Source organism: Microbacterium kribbense (assembly GCF_039537285.1).
In the GTDB taxonomy this organism is placed as follows: Bacteria; Actinomycetota; Actinomycetes; order Actinomycetales; family Microbacteriaceae; genus Microbacterium; species Microbacterium kribbense.
On record NZ_BAABAF010000010.1, the window covers coordinates 22,560 to 39,031 of the forward strand.

At 70.8% G+C, this 16,472-nt stretch carries 14 protein-coding genes; 3 read left to right on the plus strand and 11 right to left on the minus strand.

Features of this window, described 5'->3' with window-relative positions; all coding sequences use genetic code 11:
- Nucleotides 1–198 precede the first annotated feature (198 nt).
- From ABD705_RS14350 to ABD705_RS14395, 10 genes are all read right to left on the minus strand, one after another.
- Nucleotides 199–1,272, minus strand: a complete 1,074-nt coding sequence (locus tag ABD705_RS14350) for a UDP-N-acetylglucosamine--N-acetylmuramyl-(pentapeptide) pyrophosphoryl-undecaprenol N-acetylglucosamine transferase (RefSeq protein WP_344784777.1) — start codon at nucleotides 1,270–1,272, stop codon at nucleotides 199–201.
- A 9-nt stretch (nucleotides 1,273–1,281) separates the two neighbouring features.
- Entirely contained in the window at nucleotides 1,282–2,532 is a 1,251-nt protein-coding gene (ftsW, locus tag ABD705_RS14355) for a putative lipid II flippase FtsW (protein ID WP_425562091.1), read from the minus strand.
- Nucleotides 2,492–4,048: a UDP-N-acetylmuramoyl-L-alanine--D-glutamate ligase gene (murD, locus tag ABD705_RS14360; protein ID WP_344784779.1), complete on the minus strand. Its 1,557-nt coding sequence runs from the start codon at nucleotides 4,046–4,048 to the stop codon at nucleotides 2,492–2,494. Before murD ends, ftsW begins: the two co-directional genes overlap by 41 nt.
- The gene (gene mraY / locus ABD705_RS14365; RefSeq protein WP_344784781.1) at nucleotides 4,030–5,139 is read right to left on the minus strand and encodes a phospho-N-acetylmuramoyl-pentapeptide-transferase; all 1,110 of its coding nucleotides are present in this window, start codon (nucleotides 5,137–5,139) and stop codon (nucleotides 4,030–4,032) included. Before mraY ends, murD begins: the two co-directional genes overlap by 19 nt.
- Complete coding sequence (locus ABD705_RS14370) at nucleotides 5,136–6,548, minus strand: UDP-N-acetylmuramoyl-tripeptide--D-alanyl-D-alanine ligase (RefSeq protein ID WP_344784783.1); 1,413 nt, start codon at nucleotides 6,546–6,548, stop codon at nucleotides 5,136–5,138. The genes mraY and ABD705_RS14370 overlap by 4 nt, the downstream gene beginning before the upstream one ends.
- A gap of 15 nt (nucleotides 6,549–6,563) precedes the next feature.
- The gene (locus ABD705_RS14375) at nucleotides 6,564–8,339 is read right to left on the minus strand and encodes a peptidoglycan D,D-transpeptidase FtsI family protein (RefSeq protein WP_344784785.1); all 1,776 of its coding nucleotides are present in this window, start codon (nucleotides 8,337–8,339) and stop codon (nucleotides 6,564–6,566) included.
- Between the two features lie 4 nt (nucleotides 8,340–8,343).
- On the minus strand, nucleotides 8,344–8,925 hold the full coding sequence (gene ftsL / locus ABD705_RS14380; protein ID WP_344784787.1) for a cell division protein FtsL: 582 nt from the start codon (nucleotides 8,923–8,925) through the stop codon (nucleotides 8,344–8,346).
- Entirely contained in the window at nucleotides 8,922–9,890 is a 969-nt protein-coding gene (gene rsmH, locus ABD705_RS14385; protein ID WP_344784789.1) for a 16S rRNA (cytosine(1402)-N(4))-methyltransferase RsmH, read from the minus strand. Before rsmH ends, ftsL begins: the two co-directional genes overlap by 4 nt.
- Before the next feature lie 103 nt (nucleotides 9,891–9,993).
- Nucleotides 9,994–10,425 carry a division/cell wall cluster transcriptional repressor MraZ gene (mraZ, locus tag ABD705_RS14390; protein ID WP_344784791.1) on the minus strand — a complete coding sequence of 144 codons (432 nt, stop codon included), beginning with the start codon at nucleotides 10,423–10,425 and terminating at the stop codon, nucleotides 9,994–9,996.
- A gap of 250 nt (nucleotides 10,426–10,675) precedes the next feature.
- On the minus strand, nucleotides 10,676–11,041 hold the full coding sequence (locus tag ABD705_RS14395; RefSeq protein ID WP_344784793.1) for a DUF3040 domain-containing protein: 366 nt from the start codon (nucleotides 11,039–11,041) through the stop codon (nucleotides 10,676–10,678).
- Nucleotides 11,042–11,106: 65 nt separating this feature from the next.
- On the opposite strand from ABD705_RS14395, the gene ABD705_RS14400 reads away from it, so the two are divergent.
- Nucleotides 11,107–12,204, plus strand: a complete 1,098-nt coding sequence (locus ABD705_RS14400; RefSeq protein ID WP_344784795.1) for a polyprenyl synthetase family protein — start codon at nucleotides 11,107–11,109, stop codon at nucleotides 12,202–12,204.
- A 43-nt stretch (nucleotides 12,205–12,247) separates the two neighbouring features.
- On the opposite strand, the gene ABD705_RS14405 is transcribed toward ABD705_RS14400, so the two are convergent.
- Entirely contained in the window at nucleotides 12,248–12,598 is a 351-nt protein-coding gene (locus ABD705_RS14405) for an Rv2175c family DNA-binding protein (protein WP_344784797.1), read from the minus strand.
- A 177-nt stretch (nucleotides 12,599–12,775) separates the two neighbouring features.
- On the opposite strand from ABD705_RS14405, the gene ABD705_RS14410 reads away from it, so the two are divergent.
- Nucleotides 12,776–14,044 (plus strand): LysM peptidoglycan-binding domain-containing protein, encoded by a 1,269-nt coding sequence (locus tag ABD705_RS14410; RefSeq protein ID WP_425562093.1) that lies wholly within the window; start codon nucleotides 12,776–12,778, stop codon nucleotides 14,042–14,044.
- Between the two features lie 78 nt (nucleotides 14,045–14,122).
- A complete protein-coding gene (gene pknB / locus ABD705_RS14415; RefSeq protein WP_344784801.1) occupies nucleotides 14,123–16,090 on the plus strand; it encodes a Stk1 family PASTA domain-containing Ser/Thr kinase in 1,968 nt (655 codons plus the stop codon).
- Nucleotides 16,091–16,472: the final 382 nt, after the last annotated feature.

Here is a 16,472-nt window from a genome sequence, read left to right on the forward strand (position 1 = left end):
CGCCCGCGACATCCTGCGGCGGCGTGCAGAACTCCTTCGATCCCGACCCCACACAGATGCGGACCTCCGCGATTCCGCGGCCTTCGGCCGGGCACCCCGGCGGGGCTGCACGGATCGGAGGAGTTCTGCACCGGCGGCGCGCGGTCAGGCCCCGCCAGGCTGCGCCGATCGGAGGAGTTCTGCACCGGCGGCGCGCGGTCAGCGCCCCAGCACCCGGTCGATCTGCGCGATGACGTTGGCGGTTCCGGTGCGCAGGCTGACGGATGCTGCGGACCGGCGCATCGCCTGCAGTGCCGCGTCATCGCCCAGCAGCGGCACCACCTCGGCGCGCACCCGGTCGGCGGTGAAGTCGCCGTCCGGGATGATCCGGGCGGCGCCCGCCGCGACTGCGGAGGCCGCGTTCAGGCTCTGCTCGCCGTTGCCGACGGCGTACGGCACATACACGGCGGGGATGCCGAGGGCGCCGATCTCGCTGACCGTGGCGGCGCCCGAGCGCGCCACGATAAGGTCGGCCAGCGCGAAGGCCAGGTCCATCCGGTCGACGTACCGGCGCAGCGCATACCCGGGCGCGCCGGGGTCGGCCAGGTCGCTGTGCTCCCCCGTCACGTGCAGCAGCTGCCATCCGGCACCGAGCACATCCGACCACGAGCCGCCCAGCGCCTGGTTCAGCCGCAGCGCGCCCTGCGACCCGCCGAACACCAGCAGCGTCGGCAGCGCCGCGTCCAGTCCGAAGTGTGCCGCGGCCTCGGCGCGGGTGGCGTCGCGGTCCAGGTCGACGATCTCGCGGCGCAGCGGCATCCCGACCAGCTCGCCGCCGCGCAGCTTCGTGTTCGCGAACGTGATCCCCACCGCGGCCGCGCGGCGCGCGCCGAGGATGTTGGCCATGCCCGGCTTCGTGTTGGCCTCGTGCACCACGAACGGCACCCGCTCGCGGCGTGCGGCGACGTAGGCGGGCGCCGACGCGTAGCCGCCGAAGCCCACCACGACGCCCACGCCGCGAGTGCGCAGGTGCGCGCGCACCTGCGCGATGGCGCGGCGGAACCGGACCGGGAAGGCCAGCGCAGCGCCGTTCGGGCGGCGCGGGAAGGGCACCTTGTCGACGAACAGCAGCTCGTAGCCGCGGTCGGGCACGAGCCGCGCCTCCAGCCCCTCGCGGGTGCCGAGCACCAGCACCGCGGCGTCGGGCTCGCGCTCGCGCAGTCCGTCGGCCACCGCCAGCAGCGGATTCACGTGGCCCGCGGTGCCCCCGCCGGCCAGCAGATACGTCGTCACCGGACGAGCCTAACCGGCGTGCCGGCGCCGCTGCGGTGCATGCCGCGCCGGCGTCGCCACGGGCGCCGGGGCCGCCGGCAGCGTGCGCGCGAACGACAGCAGCACTCCGCACGCCAGCAGAGTGGACAGCAGCGACGTGCCGCCCTGCGACATGAACGGCAGCGGCACGCCCAGCACCGGGAACAGCCGCAGCACGACGCCGATGTTCAGCAGCGCCTCACCGACGATCCAGATCGTGATGGCACCCGAGACGATGCGCACGAACGAGTCGTTCGTCTTGCGGATCACGTGGAAGGCCCCCACCGCGAACAGGGCGAACAGCACCAGCACGACGCAGCAGCCGATCAGGCCCAGCTCTTCGCCGACGATCGCGAAGATGTAGTCGTTGGCCGCCGCCGGCAGCCAGTCGTACTTCTGCTTGGAGTTGCCCAGGCCCAACCCGAACACGCCGCCGCTGGCCAGCCCCCAGATGCCGTGCAGCGGCTGGTAGCAGGTGTTGTAGTAGTCGGTGCACACCGGGTCGAGGAAGCTCATGATGCGGCGCATCCGGTTCGCACTGGTCAGGGCGAAGGCGGCGAGGCCGAGGATGCCCAGCAGCAGCGGGATGATGAAGATGCGCAGCTTGACGCCGGAGAAGAACAGCGCGGCGATCACGATCAGCACCAGGATCATCACGGTGCCCAGGTCGCCGCCGGCCATCACGGTGGCCATCACCGCCAGCGCGACCGGCACCACCGGGATGAACACGTGCCGCCACAGCCCCAGCAGGGTGCGCTTGCGAAACAGCACGTACCCCAGCCACAGCGCCAGGGTCAGCTTGAGGAACTCGGACGGCTGCGCCTGGAGCCCGGCGATCTGGATCCAGTTGCGGTTGCCGTCGTTCTGGACGCCCAGCGGGGTGAACACCAGCATCTGGAAGACGACCGCGGCGATCAGGCCGGGCCAGGCGATCTTCTTCCAGAACCCCAACGAGAAGCGGCTGACGATGAACATCAGCGGGATGCCGAGGGCGGCGAAGATGCCCTGTTTGAGCACCGCCTCATAGGGCGGCTGCCCGTTGGCCGTGGCCACCGCCGAGGTGGCCGAGAGCACCATCACCAGGCCGAAGCCGGTCAGCATCAGGGTCGTCGAGGCGATCAGCAGGAACTCGCTGGGCACCGGCGCGAACACCCGGCCGAGCATCACCCGGGCGGCGAGTCCCCGTCCGGGCGGGTCTGCGTCAGCGGCCCCCCGCGGGGCTCGGGCCGTCGTGCTCGTCACCGCTCCCCCTCGCGATCAGCCGGTGCACGGCCTCGGCGAAGCGCCGGCCGCGGTCGGCGTAGGACTCGAACTGGTCGAACGAGGCGGCAGCTGGGGCCAGCAGCACCACGTCCCCGGCACGCGCCACTTCGGCCGCGATCTGCGCGACCTGCGCCATGACCTCCCCAGTCTCACCGGGATCGACCTCGAACACCGGCACCGCCGGCGCGTGTCGCGCGAACGCCGCGGTGATCGGGGTGCGGTCGGCGCCGATCACGATGGCCGACTTCACCGAGCCGCCGTGGGTGCGCACGAGTTCGCCGATGTCGACGCCCTTGAGCAGTCCCCCGACGATCCAGATCGCGCCCGGGTAGGTGGTCAGCGAGGAGGCCACGGCGTGCGGGTTGGTCGCCTTCGAGTCGTCCACCCAGGTGATGCCGCCCGCGACGGCGACGACCTCGATGCGGTGCGCGTCCAGGTGGAAGTCGACCAGCGCGGCGCGCACGGCCGCCGGGGGCACGTCCAGGGATCGTGCCAGCGCCGCGGCGGCCAGCGCGTTGGCGACGTTGTGCGGGGCGCCCAGGCCTGCCGCGGCGAGGTCGTCGACCGTGCACAGCTCCTGTGCGCTGTGGTGCCGGTCTGCGACGAACGCGCGGTCGACGAGGATGCCGTCCACGACGCCGACGTCGCTGGGGCCGGGCACGCCCAGGCCGAATCCGATCGCCCGGGCGCCCTCGACGACGTCGGCCTCTTCGACCATCTGCCGGGTGGCGGCATCCCCGCGGTTGTACACGCAGGCGACCCGGGTGTTCGCGTACACGACGGCCTTCGCGTCCCGGTAGGCCTGGAACGAGCCGTGCCACTTCAGGTGGTCGGCGGCGAGGTTCAGGCACACGCTCGCGTGCGGCGAGACGGGGTCCGCGTCGCCGGTCTGGTGCGACAGGTACCAGAGCTGGTGGCTGGAGACCTCTACGACCAGCACGTCGAACCCGGCCGGGTCGCGCACGGCGTCGAGGACCGGGATGCCGATGTTGCCGCAGGGTGCGGCCCGCAGGTTGCCCGCGGCCAGCATCGCGGCGGTCATCTGCGTCGTCGTGGTCTTGCCGTTCGTGCCTGTGATGAGCACCCAGTCGGCGGGGCTGCCGTCGGGGCGGACGACCTTGTCGCGCACCCGCCACGCGAGCTCGAGATCCCCCCACAGCGCGATGCCCGCCTCCTGCGCCCAGCGCACGACCGGGTGCGCCGGTGCGAAGCCGGGCGAGGCGATCACCACGTCGGGGTCGAAGTCGACCAGGACGCCGGGCACGGCATCCAGTCCGCCGGTGTGCAGCCGCGCGCCGATGACCGGCAGCAGCCGCGCGTACTGCGGGTCGGCGTGCTCGGTGACCACCAGCACGTCGGCGCCGAGCTCGGCGAGCGTGTCGGCGACCGAGAAGCCGGTCACCGACAGCCCGAGCACGGCGACGCGCAGCCCGGACCAGTCGGCGCGCCAGCTGGTGAGCGCATCCAGCCGCGGGCTCATGTGCGCGAGAGCCATTCGACGTAGAACAGGCCCACGCCGCTGACGGCGAGCATCCCGGCGATGATCCACATCCGCACCACGATCGTGATCTCGGGCCAGCCGCGCATCTCGAGATGATGATGGACGGGGCTCATCAGGAACAGCCGCTTGCCGCGGGTCAGCTTGAAGTACACGCGCTGCAGGATGACCGAACCGGTGCCGATGATGAAGGCGCCGGCGATCAGCGCGGCCAGCACCTCGGTGTGCGAGAGGATCGAGATCGCCGCGACCACGCCGCCGATGGCCATCGAGCCGACATCGCCCATGAACACCTTCGCCTTGGGCGCGTTCCACCACAGAAACCCGACCAGCGCACTCACGAACGACGCGGCGAAGATCGTCAGATCGAGGGGGTCGCGGGTGGCGTAGCAGGCGGGCTGGTACATATCGACCAGTCCCTGACCCGTGCACGCCTGGTTGAACTGCCAGAACGTGGTCAGGCTCAGCGCGGCGATCGTGAAGATGCCGATCCCGGTGGCCAGCCCGTCCAGTCCGTCGGTGACGTTCGTGCTGTTGGACCAGGCCACGCCGATGAAGCTGACCCACAGCAGGTACACGATCCACCCGATGATCGGGCCGAGCGCGAAGAAGTACAGCACCGGCACGTCGCGGAACACCGAGACGTACCCGGATGCCGGGGTCTGCCGGTACGCGTCCGGGAAGTTCAGCGCGATGATGCCGAACGGCACCGTGACGACGATCTGCCCGACGATCTTGCGCCAGCCGGAAAGACCCAGGCTGCGCTTGCTGCGCACCTTCATCAGGTCGTCGATGAAGCCGACGACGCCGAACCCGACCATCATCCAGACCGCCAGCAGCCCGGACGCCGTGGGCGGATTGTTGCCGACGAAGGCGCCGACCAGGTAGCCGACGATCGCCCCGACGATGAAGATCGTGCCGCCCATCGTGGCGGTGCCGCGCTTGGCGGCGTGGCTCGGGTTGCGGATGTCCTCCGGCGTGCGGATGACCTGCCCCCATCCCCAGGCGCGGAACAGGCGCAGGAAGACCGGCGTGAGGAACAGCGTGAATGCCAGCGAGACCGCCGCGGCCGTCAGGAGTGATCTCACGAGAACGATTCTCCCAGACGATCGCCGAGAAACCGCAGGCCTGCCGCGTTGGACGACTTCACCAGCACCCGGTCGCCGTCGCGCAGCTCGGTCAGCAGATAGTCGTAGGCCTCGTCGGCGGTCGCGAAGTACACCGCCTCGTTGTCCCAGGACCCTTCGGCGACCGCCGAGAGGAACAGCCGGCGCGCTTCGGGGCCGATCACCACGATGCGCTGGATGCGCAGCCGCACCGCCAGCTCGCCGATGCGGTCGTGCGCTTCGCCGGCGTACTCGCCCAGCTCGCTCATCGCCCCGAGCACCGCGACGGTGCGCTCGCCCGGCCCGGTGATCTGCGCGAGAGTGCGCAGCGCGGCGACCATCGAATCGGGGCTCGCGTTGTAGGCGTCGTTGATGATGCGCACCCGTTGTCCGCCCATCGGCTGCATGCGCCACCGTTCGGCCAGTTCGACCGTCTCCAGCCGGGCCACGGCATCGGCCGGCGACACGCCGAGGGCGACGGCGGCGGTCAGTGCGGCCATCGCGTTCATGACGTGGTGGGCGCCCAGCACCTGCAGCCGGAGCGGGAGCTGCTCGTCGTCCACCGTCAGCACGCAGCGGGTGCCGGCGGCGTCGGTCTCGATGTCGCCGGCGCGCACGTCGGCTGCCGCGGTGGTGCCGAACCAGCGCACGGCGATGCCCCGTTCGGCGGCGCCGGCGGCCATCGCGGCGACCCGCGGGTCGTCGGCGTTGAGCACCGCCAGTCCCCCGGGGCGGACGGCTGCGACCAGCTCGGCCTTCGCGCGCGCGGTCTCTTCGATGCCGCCGAATCCGCCGGCGTGGGCCATCCCGACCATCAGCACGACACCGATGTCGGGGGTCACGAGGCCGGCCAGCTTCGCGATCGCGCCGGGGCCGGAAGCACCGAACTCGCAGACCAGGAAGCGCGTGGATGCCTGCACCCGCAGCATGGTCAGGGGCGCGCCGACCTCGTTGTTGTACGACGCGCGCGGCGCCACGGTCTCGCCCTCGTCGGAGAGGATGCGGGCGAGCAGGTTCTTGGTCGTGGTCTTGCCGTTGGAGCCGGTGATCCCGACGATGCGCAGGGTGCCCTCGGCGCGCACGCGGGCCACGACCATGCGGGCCAGGTCCGCCAGCGCCTGCACCGCGTCGGCGACGACGATCTGCGAGATCGGCGCATCGACGACGTGCTCGACGATCGCCAGGGCGGCGCCGGCGCCGGCCGCGGCATCCACGAACAGGTGGCCGTCGGTGACCTCGCCGGGCTTGGCGACGAAGATGTCGCCGGCACCGAGGTTGCGCGAGTCGGTGTCGACGGTGCCGGAGACGACGGTGTCGGCGGTGGCGGTGCCGGCCGGCTGCAGCCGGCCGCTGGTGGCATGGGCGATCTGGGCAAGGGTGAGTGCGATCATGAGTGCGGTGCGGCCTCAGCCGAACTTCGGCAGCATGGTCGGCTTGGTCGTGGACGGCATGACCCGGTAGTTCTTCAGCACCTGGGTCATCGCCTTCTGGAATGTGGGCGCATTGGCCGAGGACGACTTTACCGCAGTCGGCTGATTCAGCGTCACGGCGACCAGGTACTGGGGGTCGTTCGCCGGGGCGAAGCCGATCATGGTGGTGTAGTAGACGCCGTTCAGGTAGCGGCCGTTCTCGGCGATCTGGCCGGTGCCGGTCTTCACGCCGATCCGATAGCCGGGGATCTTGATCATGTTGGCGTAGGTGGCCTGCATTGCGACGTTCTCGAGGATCTCGCGCATGTCGGCCGAGGTCTTCTTGCTGATCACGCGCGTCGGCTTGGGCTCTTTCGGGGTGATCACGGTGCCGTCGGGCTTGGTGCACGACTCGACCAGCTGCAGCGGCATCTTCACGCCGTCGTTGATGATGCCGTCGTACGCGCCGAGCAGTTCGGGCACCGTCGTGGTCAGACCCTGCCCGTACGCGGTGTCATAGCGCATCTGGTTGCTCCAGTCGGCCACCGGGTGCACGACGCCCTTGGTCTCGCCGAGGAAGTGCACGGCGCTGCCGGAGCCGATGCCGAACTTCTTCAGGTAGTCGTAGCGCACCGTGTTGCCGACCCGCTGGCTGAACACCGAGGCGCCGGCGTTGGACGAGTCGATCAGCACGCCCGCCAGCGTGTAGTCGTAGGTCGGGTGCGTGAACGCGTCGCGCACCACGGCGCCGTTGGGGAAGTGCACGACTCCGGGCACTTCGGCGGTGGACAGCGGGGTCTGGCCGCCGGCGTCGATCAGGGTCGAGGCGGTGATGCCCTTGAACGTCGAACCGGGCTCGAACTGCCAGCCGAAGATGTGGCTGTTCAGATACGACCCGGGCGCGGTGATGTCGTTCGGGTCCACGGCCGGGTATTCCGCCGCGGCGCGGATCTTGCCGGTCTTGACCTCGACGACGGTGACCGTGGCGAACTTGGCGTGCATCTGCTGGGTGGCCTGCTTGGCCAGCTGGGTCATGTACCACTGCAGGTCGAGGTCGATCGTCAGCCGCACGGTGCCGCCGTTGACGGCGGGCTTCTCGGTGTCGGTGCCGGGGATGATCACCCCGTCCTTGCCCTTCTGAAAGCTCAGCGAGCCGTCCTTGGGCGCCAGGCAGGAGTTCTCCATGTTCTCGACCCCGGCGAACTTGCCGTCGCCGTACGAGTAGCCGATCAGGTTGCCGCCGACGGCGCCGTTCGGGTAGCTGCGCGAGGGCTGCGGCGTGCAGCTGACGAAGTCGGCGCCCAGGGCCGCGATCTCGCGGTACTGCTCGGTGGTCAGGCCGCTCTTCAGCGGCGCATACTGCGCCGTGGGGTCGGCGGTCAGCGCGTCGGAGACGATCCGGCGCACCACGTCCACGCTCTGCCCGGTGATGTGCGCGACCTCGCTGGACAGCTCCGGCCAGGTGACCTTGACCGTGCCGCCGCCCGCGGTGTGCCGTGAGATGGTGCGCACGTTCACCGGTGAGAACTGGCAGGTGTAGTCGAGCGCGCTGACCGCCAGCGGCTGGCCCTGGTCGTCGACGATCGATCCGCGGGTGCCGGCCAGCACCTTGCTCGCGCCGAGCCCGTAGGCCATCGCGCTGGAGATGTTCTCCTTCGCGTTGACGACCTGGATGTCGACCAGTCGCACGACGAACGCGCACAGCACGATCAGCACGACAGCCAGTGCGATGACGGTGCGTCGCCGGGGGCTGCGAGAGGTGTGCGTCGTCATGTACTCAGTGTGTGCGCACCGTGGGCAGTCCGTCGGTCACCGGCACGGGTGTCACGTTTTTCAGTGCCGAAGTGGTCTTCGCGGCGGACCCCTCGATGGTCGCGGCCGGGTCGGTGACCAGCGGTGTCGTCGCGATGAGCTTGTTGGCCACGGCGCCGCGGTGCAGCGGGTCGACGCTGGAGTAGTAGCCGGAGGCCTTCGACGCCCCCAGGATCTTGCCGTCGCTCAGGCGCAGGTAGCTGGGTGACTGGTTGATCACCATGCCGAGGGCCGATGCGTTGGCGGCCAGGTACTGCGGCGAGCCGAGCCCGGCGACCTCGTCGTGCAGAATCTGCTTCTGCCAGGTGAGCTGGCGCTGCTGGGTGGTCAGCGCGGCCAGCTCGTACGAGCTCTGGGTGGACATCACCGAGATCGCCATCTGGGCCCCGACGATCGACAGCGCGCCGAGCACGGCCACCACACCATAGGCCAGCCGCGGCTTGCGGCGCCGGGCCGGGGCATCCAGCGCCCGCAACCGGCGCGCACGGCGCTGGTCGGGCCGCCCTGCGGGGACCGGCAGTGATCGGGCGGTTGCGACGCTGCTCATGCGGTCTCCTTGCCGGGCTCCGGCCGGACGCGTTCGATGGCGCGCAGGCGGACGGGGGTGGCGCGCGGATTGCGCGCGCGCTCCTGGTCGGATGCCAGTTCGGCGCCCTTGACCAGCGGACGGAAGCGGGGGGCGTGCTCCGGCAGCTCGACGGGCAGGCCGGCCGGAGCGGTGGATGCCGATGCCCGGGCGAACGCCCGTTTGACGAGGCGGTCCTCCAGCGACTGGTAGGCGAGCACCACGATGCGGCCGCCCACCTTCAGGCTCGACAGGGCGGCGGGGATCGCCCGCTCGAGCACGGACAGCTCGGCGTTGACCTCGATGCGCAGCGCCTGGAACACCCGCTTGGCCGGGTGACCGGTGCGGCGGGCGGCGGCGGGCGTGGCGTCGATCAGGATCTGCACCAGCTGGCCGGAGCGTTCGATCGGGGTCAGCGCACGGGCGGCGATGATGGCGCGGGCGTAGCGGCCGGCGAGCTTCTCTTCGCCGTAGCGCTCGAAGATGCGGCGCAGGTCGCCTTCGCCGTAGCCGGCGACGACCTCGGCCGCCGTCATCCCGGTGGTCTGGTCCATCCGCATGTCCAGCGGCGCGTCGTGCGAATACGCGAAGCCGCGGTCTGCTTCATCCAGCTGCAGCGACGAGACGCCGAGGTCGAACAGGATGCCGTCCACGCCGTCGGTGCCGGTGCCGGCGATGGCCGCGGCGATCCCGTCATAGACGGTGTGCACGAGGGTGAGCCGGTCGGCGAAGCGCTCCAGCCGGCGCCCGGCGATGGCCAGGGCATCCCGGTCGCGGTCCAGCCCGATCAGGTGCAGGCCACCGAAGCGCTGCAGCAGGGCTTCGGCGTGCCCGCCCATGCCGAGCGTGGCATCGACCAGCACAGCGCCCTCGTGCGAGACGGCGGGGGCCAGCAGCTCGATGCAGCGTTCCAGGAAGACCGGGGTGTGGATGTCGCGGATGTCCATCGGCGGTGTCGGGGCCCGTTCCCGAATCGTGATCCCCATCCGCTCTGACCTGCCACCGGGGAAGTGCGTCAGGGCGTGAGCGGCTGGGCATCACGATCAGGGATCAGAACAGTCCCGGAATCACCTCCTGCTCCATCTCGGCGTAGCCTTCCTCGTTGCTTTCGGCATAGGCGTTCCAGCTCGCGGCATCCCAGATCTCGGCGTGCGCGCCGACGCCCGTGACGACGAGCTCCCGCTCGAGCCCGGCGTAGGTGCGCAGGGTCGGCGGGATCGTGATCCGGTTCTGGCCGTCGGGCTTCTCGGCGCTCGCGCCGGAGAGGAACATGCGCAGGAAGTCGCGGGCCTGCTTGTTGCTCAGCGGCGCCTCGCGGATGCGCTCGTGCACGCGCTCGAACTCTTCAGTCGAGAACACGTACAGGCAGCGTTCCTGGCCGCGGGTGACGACGATGCCCGCGCCGAGGTCGTCGCGGAACTTCGACGGCAGGATGACCCGGCCCTTGTCGTCGAGCTTCGGAGTATGCGTTCCGAGCAACATCGCCAGTCACCCCCTTCGTCACGGCCCCCCGTGAGGTTGCGCCCCACTTTACTCCACTATCCCCCACTTCACCACCATTTTGACGTCGATCGCCCCACTTCACTTGCGAGGCGTGGCGTTTGGGCGGTGTTCCGGCCCGGGCGCGGGGGGCGGCGCGGGCGCAGCGCGCCGTGGCCCGGCCCGCGCCCGGGCACAAAAAAACACCGACCCGGAGGTCGGTGTGGGTGGTGCCGGGACGAGCCCGGTCGAATCAGTGGTTGTCTTGGCGGCGATCCCAGCGGTTGTTCATCCGGTCCATGAAGGACGCCGCCGGCTTGGCGGCATCCGCCGTGTGCGGTTGCGGAATCGACTTGGCCGCTGATCGCGTCGGCGTCACTGCCAGGACCACGCCACCGAGCATGATGACGAATCCGATGACACCGATCACGGCCAGCGGAACGGCGACTCCGGCGATCAGACCGCCGAGGCCGACAAGCACCAGTACGGTGCCGTACACGATGTTGCGATAGCTGAACGTGCGGCCATCGCGCGGCGCGTGAACGACATCGGCGTCACTGTGCATGAGATGACGTTCCATCTCATCGAGCAGACGCTGCTCTTGTTCGGAGAGTGGCATGCATCCCCCTCGGGTGACTTAGTTCTCTCAAGTCTACTCGTGGCTTGGATCACTAGGCTAGGCCCGTGCCAGCCTTCCCCGACCCTATCGCGGCCGTTTCTCAGCAACTGGATGACTTCTTCACGGCTCAGCGGCAGGCCACGTCCGATTTCGGCTCCGAATCGGACATGTTGATGGATGCCGCGGCGGCCGCCGCCGGCGGCGGCAAGCGCGTGCGCGCCCGCTTCTGCATCGCCGGATTCCAGGCCGTCGCCGATGTCGGCCGCGCCGAGCCCGGCGACATCCCGCGCCAGGTGATCACCGCCGCCGCAGCGCTCGAGCTGTTCCATGCCGCCGCCCTGGTGCACGACGACATCATCGACAACTCCGACATCCGGCGCGGCCGCCCCGCCGCACACCGTCGCCTCGAGGCCGAGCACCGCGACGCCGGCTGGCAGGGCGACGCCGACGCATTCGGGCGCGCGGGCGCGATCCTGCTCGGCGACCTGCTGGTGGCCTTCAGCGACGACCTGCTCGAGCGCGGGCTGCAGGACCTGCCGCCGGGCATCGCGCACAGTGCGCGTCGGCAGTATGCCACGATGCGCCGGGATGTCACGATCGGCCAGTTCCTCGACGTCGCCGAGGAGTCCGCCCACGCCACCGCGCCCGACGGCGACCAGGCCGAGCGCGCGCTGCGGGTGGCCTCGCTGAAGTCCGCGCGGTACAGCGTCGAGCAGCCGCTGCTGATCGGCGCACGCCTGGCCGGCGCCGACGCCGCCGCCCTGGACGCGCTGTCGGCGTACGGGCATCCGATAGGCATGGCGTTCCAGCTGCGCGACGACGTGCTCGGGGTGTTCGGCGATGAGACGGTGACCGGCAAGCCCGCCGGCGGCGACCTGCGCGAGGGCAAGCGCACCGTGCTCATCGCGTACGCGCGCGAGGCGCTCGGCACGGGCGCGCGGCGCCTGCTGGACGAGCTGGTCGGCGATCCCGAACTGGATGCCGGGCAGATCGCCGCACTGCAGTCGACGATCGTCGACACCGGCGCGCTGGAGCGCGTCGAGCAGCTCATCGAGCGCTACGTGCACACCGCCGACCGGGCACTGTCCGGCGCCCGGCTGGGCAACGCCGCCGTCAGCCGGCTGCGCGACCTCGCGCGCGCCGCGGCCGTCCGAGCTGCATGAGCAGGACCAGACTGCCGCAAGGGTCGCCGGGCTGGGTGGCGGGTCAGGCGAGCGTGCGCGCCACGCGGCGCACTTCGCTCTTGCGTCCGGCGCGCAGCGCCTCCAGCGGTGCGATGCCGATGGAGTCCTCGGGCGCGAACAGCCAGTCGATCGCCTCGTCGTCCGTGAACCCGATGTCGTGCAGCACGAACAGCGTCCCGCGCAGCGACCCCAGCGGCGCGCCGTCGACGAGGAACGCCGCCGGAACGCGGAATCCGCCCGCCCGTGTCGAGCCGACCAGCTGTCGGTCATCGAGCATCCGCCGCACGCGACCGGGCGTCTCACCCGTCGCATCGGCCACCTCGGCGAGGGTCAGCCATTCGATCTGCGCGGGCGCTTCGTTCTCACCGGTCATCCCGCCACTATCTCACGCGAGCGGTGCCTCGGCATCCTTCATCCACTCCAGTCACACGGGCCACATCAATATCACGCGTTGACACGAAACAACATCCGTGACACGGTGTGTTAGTCACCGAGGGGGAAACTCGTGCCACATTCGCACATCTTCAATCGACGCGCCGCAGCGGTCGCGCTGCCGGCGGCGATCGCCGGTTCACTCGCGCTGTCGCTGGCCGGCGCACCCGCCCACGCCGCCGAAGCGGCGCAGCCGCGGCACCCGATGGCACCGCATTCGCCGGCCACGGCGGCGGCCGCAACAGGGCTGGCTCAGATGTCGCCGGACGCGCTGGCGGCGGCCGGCGCACTGGCCGCAGCGGCCATCGTGCCGATCTCGGTGACGCCGTTCGCGCGCACCGTCCCGGCGACCTACAAGATCGTCCGCGGCGACACGGTCAGCGCGATCGCGGCGCGGTTCGGGCTGCGCACCACCGATGTGCTCGCGTGGAACAAGCTCGGCTGGTCGTCGGTGATCTATCCCGGCCAGACACTGCGCCTGAAGCCCACCAGCAGCGTCGCGAAGGCGCCGGCGCACAAACCGACCACCAAGCCGGCGGCGCACCGGCCCGCGGCCAAGCCGACCGGCACGGCCGGCTACACCGTGCGCTCGGGCGACACCGTCAGCGCGATCGCGCGCCGGTTCGGGCAGTCCACGCAGGCGGTGCTGACGGCGAACAAGCTGCGGTGGTCATCGATCATCTATCCCGGGCAGAAGCTCGTGATCCCGGGCCAGGCCGCACGGCCTGCCGCCGCCCCACCGGCGCCGAAGCCGGCACCCAGGCCCACGCCGGCTGCCGCCAATCCGGCCCCGGCGAACCAGCCTGCCCCGGCATCGGTCGGCGCCGACTCCTACGTCGTGCGCGCGGGCGACACGATGTCGGCGATCGCGGCGCGCAACGGCGTCAGTGTGACTGCGCTGCTGAGCGCGAACGGGATGGACTGGGCATCCATCATCTATCCCGGCCAGCAGATCCGCATCCCCTCCAGCGGCATCCCGGGCCTGTCCACCGACCAGGCCGCCAACGCGCGCCTGATCGCACGGATCGGCCGGCAGCTGGGCGTCTCGGACCGCGGCATCGCCATCGCCCTGGGCACCTCGATGCAGGAATCCGGGCTGCGCAACCTCGACTACGGCGACCGCGACTCGCTGGGCCTGTTCCAGCAGCGGCCCAGCACCGGCTGGGGCACCGCGGCGCAGGTGCGCGACCCCGACCGCTCGATCCGGGCGTTCTTCGGCGGCGCCGGCAACCCGAACCGCGGCAAGACCCGCGGCCTGCTCGACATTTCGGGCTGGCAGCAGATGGACTTCGCCGACGCGGCCCAGGCCGTGCAGATCTCGGCATATCCGAGCCTGTACGCGCAGTGGGAGAAGCCGGCCTATGCGTGGCTGGCCGCGATCGGCTGAGCGCCGCATCGTCGTGCGGCAGGTGTCAGGGGTGAGCCGCTCCCCGGCTGGGCGGCCTGCTCTTCGTAGACTCGCAGGGTGAGCACGAGTCAGCAGGCCGACCCGCTGATCGGACGTCTGGTCGACGGCCGATACCGGGTGCGCGCGCGCATCGCGCGTGGCGGCATGGCGACCGTGTACGTCGCCACCGACCTGCGCCTGGAGCGCCGGGTCGCACTGAAGGTCATGCACAGCCACCTCAGCGACGACGTCGTCTTCCAGGGCCGGTTCATCCAGGAGGCGCGCGCGGCGGCCCGGCTGGCCGACCCGCACGTGGTGAACGTGTTCGACCAGGGCCAGGACGCCGAGATGGCCTATCTGGTCATGGAGTACCTGCCCGGCATCACACTGCGCGAGCTGCTGCGCGATCAGCGTCGACTCACGGTGGAGCAGACGGTGACGATCATGGATGCCGTCCTGTCCGGCCTCGCTGCCGCCCACCGCGCCGGCATCGTGCACCGCGACGTCAAGCCCGAGAACGTGCTGCTGGCCGAGGACGGCCGCATCAAGATCGGCGACTTCGGCCTGGCCCGGGCCACCACCGCCAACACGGCCAGCGGCCAGATGCTGATGGGCACGATCGCCTACCTTGCCCCCGAACTGGTCACCCGCGGCACCGCCGATGCCCGCAGCGACATCTATTCGCTGGGCATCATGCTCTACGAGATGCTCACCGGCGAGCAGCCCTACCGGGGTGAGCAGCCCATGCAGATCGCCTTCCAGCATGCCACCGATTCGGTGCCGCGGCCGAGCGTGCGAAACCCGGGCGTGCCCGAGCCGCTGGACGAGCTGGTGCTGTGGGCGACCGAGAAGGTGCCCGACGAGCGGCCGGCGGATGCGAGCGAGATGCTCAGCCGGCTGCGCGAGATCGAGCGGCAGCTGGGCATCGCGCCGCAGGTGCAGCGCACCCTCGCGACGTCGGGCCTGGTGCACACCGACCGACTCGACACCGGTGAGATGACCAAGGTGATGCCGGCCGCGGTCCCGCTGGCTCCCGTCGCAGACGGCGATGACAACGCCACCCGGCTGCGCCGGCGCACCCGGGCGCGCCGGGCCAGGGGCGCCTGGCTGTTCACGCTGGTGATCCTGCTGGCGGCTCTGGCGGCCGGCATCGGCTGGTGGTTCGGGTCGGGGCCGGGCTCGCTGATCGCCGTGCCTGCCGTGGCCGGACACACGCTGGCGCAGGCCGAAGACGCGCTGGCCGCGCAGAACCTGGTCGCCACGCACAGCGACGCCTACAGCACGACGGTGCGCGCCGGGACCGTCATCCGCTCCGATCCTGAGGCCGGCACCCGGGTCGACAAGAAGTCGACCGTGCAGCTGATCGTCTCGGATGGCCCGGCGCCGCACCAGCTGCCCGCGCTGGTGGGGATGACCGAGCAGCAGGCGCGCGCCGAGCTGACCCGCGCGAAGGTGACCGTCGGCGACGCGACGTCGTTCTTCACCAAAGCCACCAGCGGCGACGTGATCGCGGCATCCTTCACCGCCACGGGCAGCGACAAGTCCATCGACTGCGCGAAGGGCTGCACCGTGTACGAAGGCGGCAGCGCGAAGCTGTCGGTCTCGCTGGGTCCGATTCCGGATGTCACCGGTCAGCCGATCGCGGCCGCCACCGCGACGCTGGCCGACGTGGACCTGAAGGCGAAGACATCCGAGGCCTTCAGCTCCAGCGTCGCCAGCGGCAGCGTGATCAGCATGGGCGACCGTGCCGGCGGCGGCAACTGGCGGCCCGGCGACACGGTGCCGCTGGTCGTGTCGAAGGGGCCGGCGCTGTTCCCGGTGCCCGATGTCGTGGGCAAGACGCGCGACGGCGCCAAGGCGGCTCTGCAGCAGGCCGGATTCGAGGTCGGCTACAACGCACTGTGGGACTCGGTCGCCGACTCGGCCACCAAGGTCACCGCGCAGGCGCCGGTGGCGAGCAACTCGACCTGCTCGAACGGGTCGCCGACCGCGTGCACGAAGGGTTCCGAGATCTATCTGACGCTGACTCTGACCGTGCCGTTCTAGCGGGGTCTCCGGCCGGGTTCAGGCGGCGTCTGAGCCGGCGCTCTCGCGGTTCACGTCGGAGGGGGCGGGGGCCGCTGACCGGCCCGCATCCCAGCGCCGAGCGTCGCTAAAGCCTCGCCGAGAACGCGCGAACTGCGCGTCCGGCCGGCGTTCTGCGCAGTTTGCGCATTCTCGACCCCGCCTCGGCGACATAGCCCGGCAGCGGCATCCGACCAGCCACCCACGCGCCCTCGACGCCAGACCCCGCCGAAAACGCGCAAACTGCGCACTGAGATCCGCCTTCCGCGCAGTTTGCGCATTCTCGGGGGCACCCGACGCCGTCGTCGCGCGGCGCTCGGCCCGCCCACACGTCCCGACACCGCAGCTGGGGTGCGGCCCTGGC

Excerpts from the sequence above, each read along its gene's own strand:
- ABD705_RS14395 (WP_344784793.1), bottom strand. The coding sequence starts at position 11,041 with ATGCCACTCTCCGAACAAGAGCAGCGTCTGCTCGATGAGATGGAACGT.
- murD (WP_344784779.1), bottom strand. The coding sequence starts at position 4,048 with ATGGCTCTCGCGCACATGAGCCCGCGGCTGGATGCGCTCACCAGCTGG.
- rsmH (WP_344784789.1), bottom strand. The coding sequence starts at position 9,890 with ATGGACATCCGCGACATCCACACCCCGGTCTTCCTGGAACGCTGCATC.
- ftsL (WP_344784787.1), bottom strand. The coding sequence starts at position 8,925 with ATGAGCAGCGTCGCAACCGCCCGATCACTGCCGGTCCCCGCAGGGCGG.
- ABD705_RS14370 (WP_344784783.1), bottom strand. The coding sequence starts at position 6,548 with ATGATCGCACTCACCCTTGCCCAGATCGCCCATGCCACCAGCGGCCGG.
- ABD705_RS14405 (WP_344784797.1), bottom strand. The coding sequence starts at position 12,598 with ATGACCGGTGAGAACGAAGCGCCCGCGCAGATCGAATGGCTGACCCTC.
- mraZ (WP_344784791.1), bottom strand. The coding sequence starts at position 10,425 with ATGTTGCTCGGAACGCATACTCCGAAGCTCGACGACAAGGGCCGGGTC.
- ABD705_RS14375 (WP_344784785.1), bottom strand. The coding sequence starts at position 8,339 with ATGACGACGCACACCTCTCGCAGCCCCCGGCGACGCACCGTCATCGCA.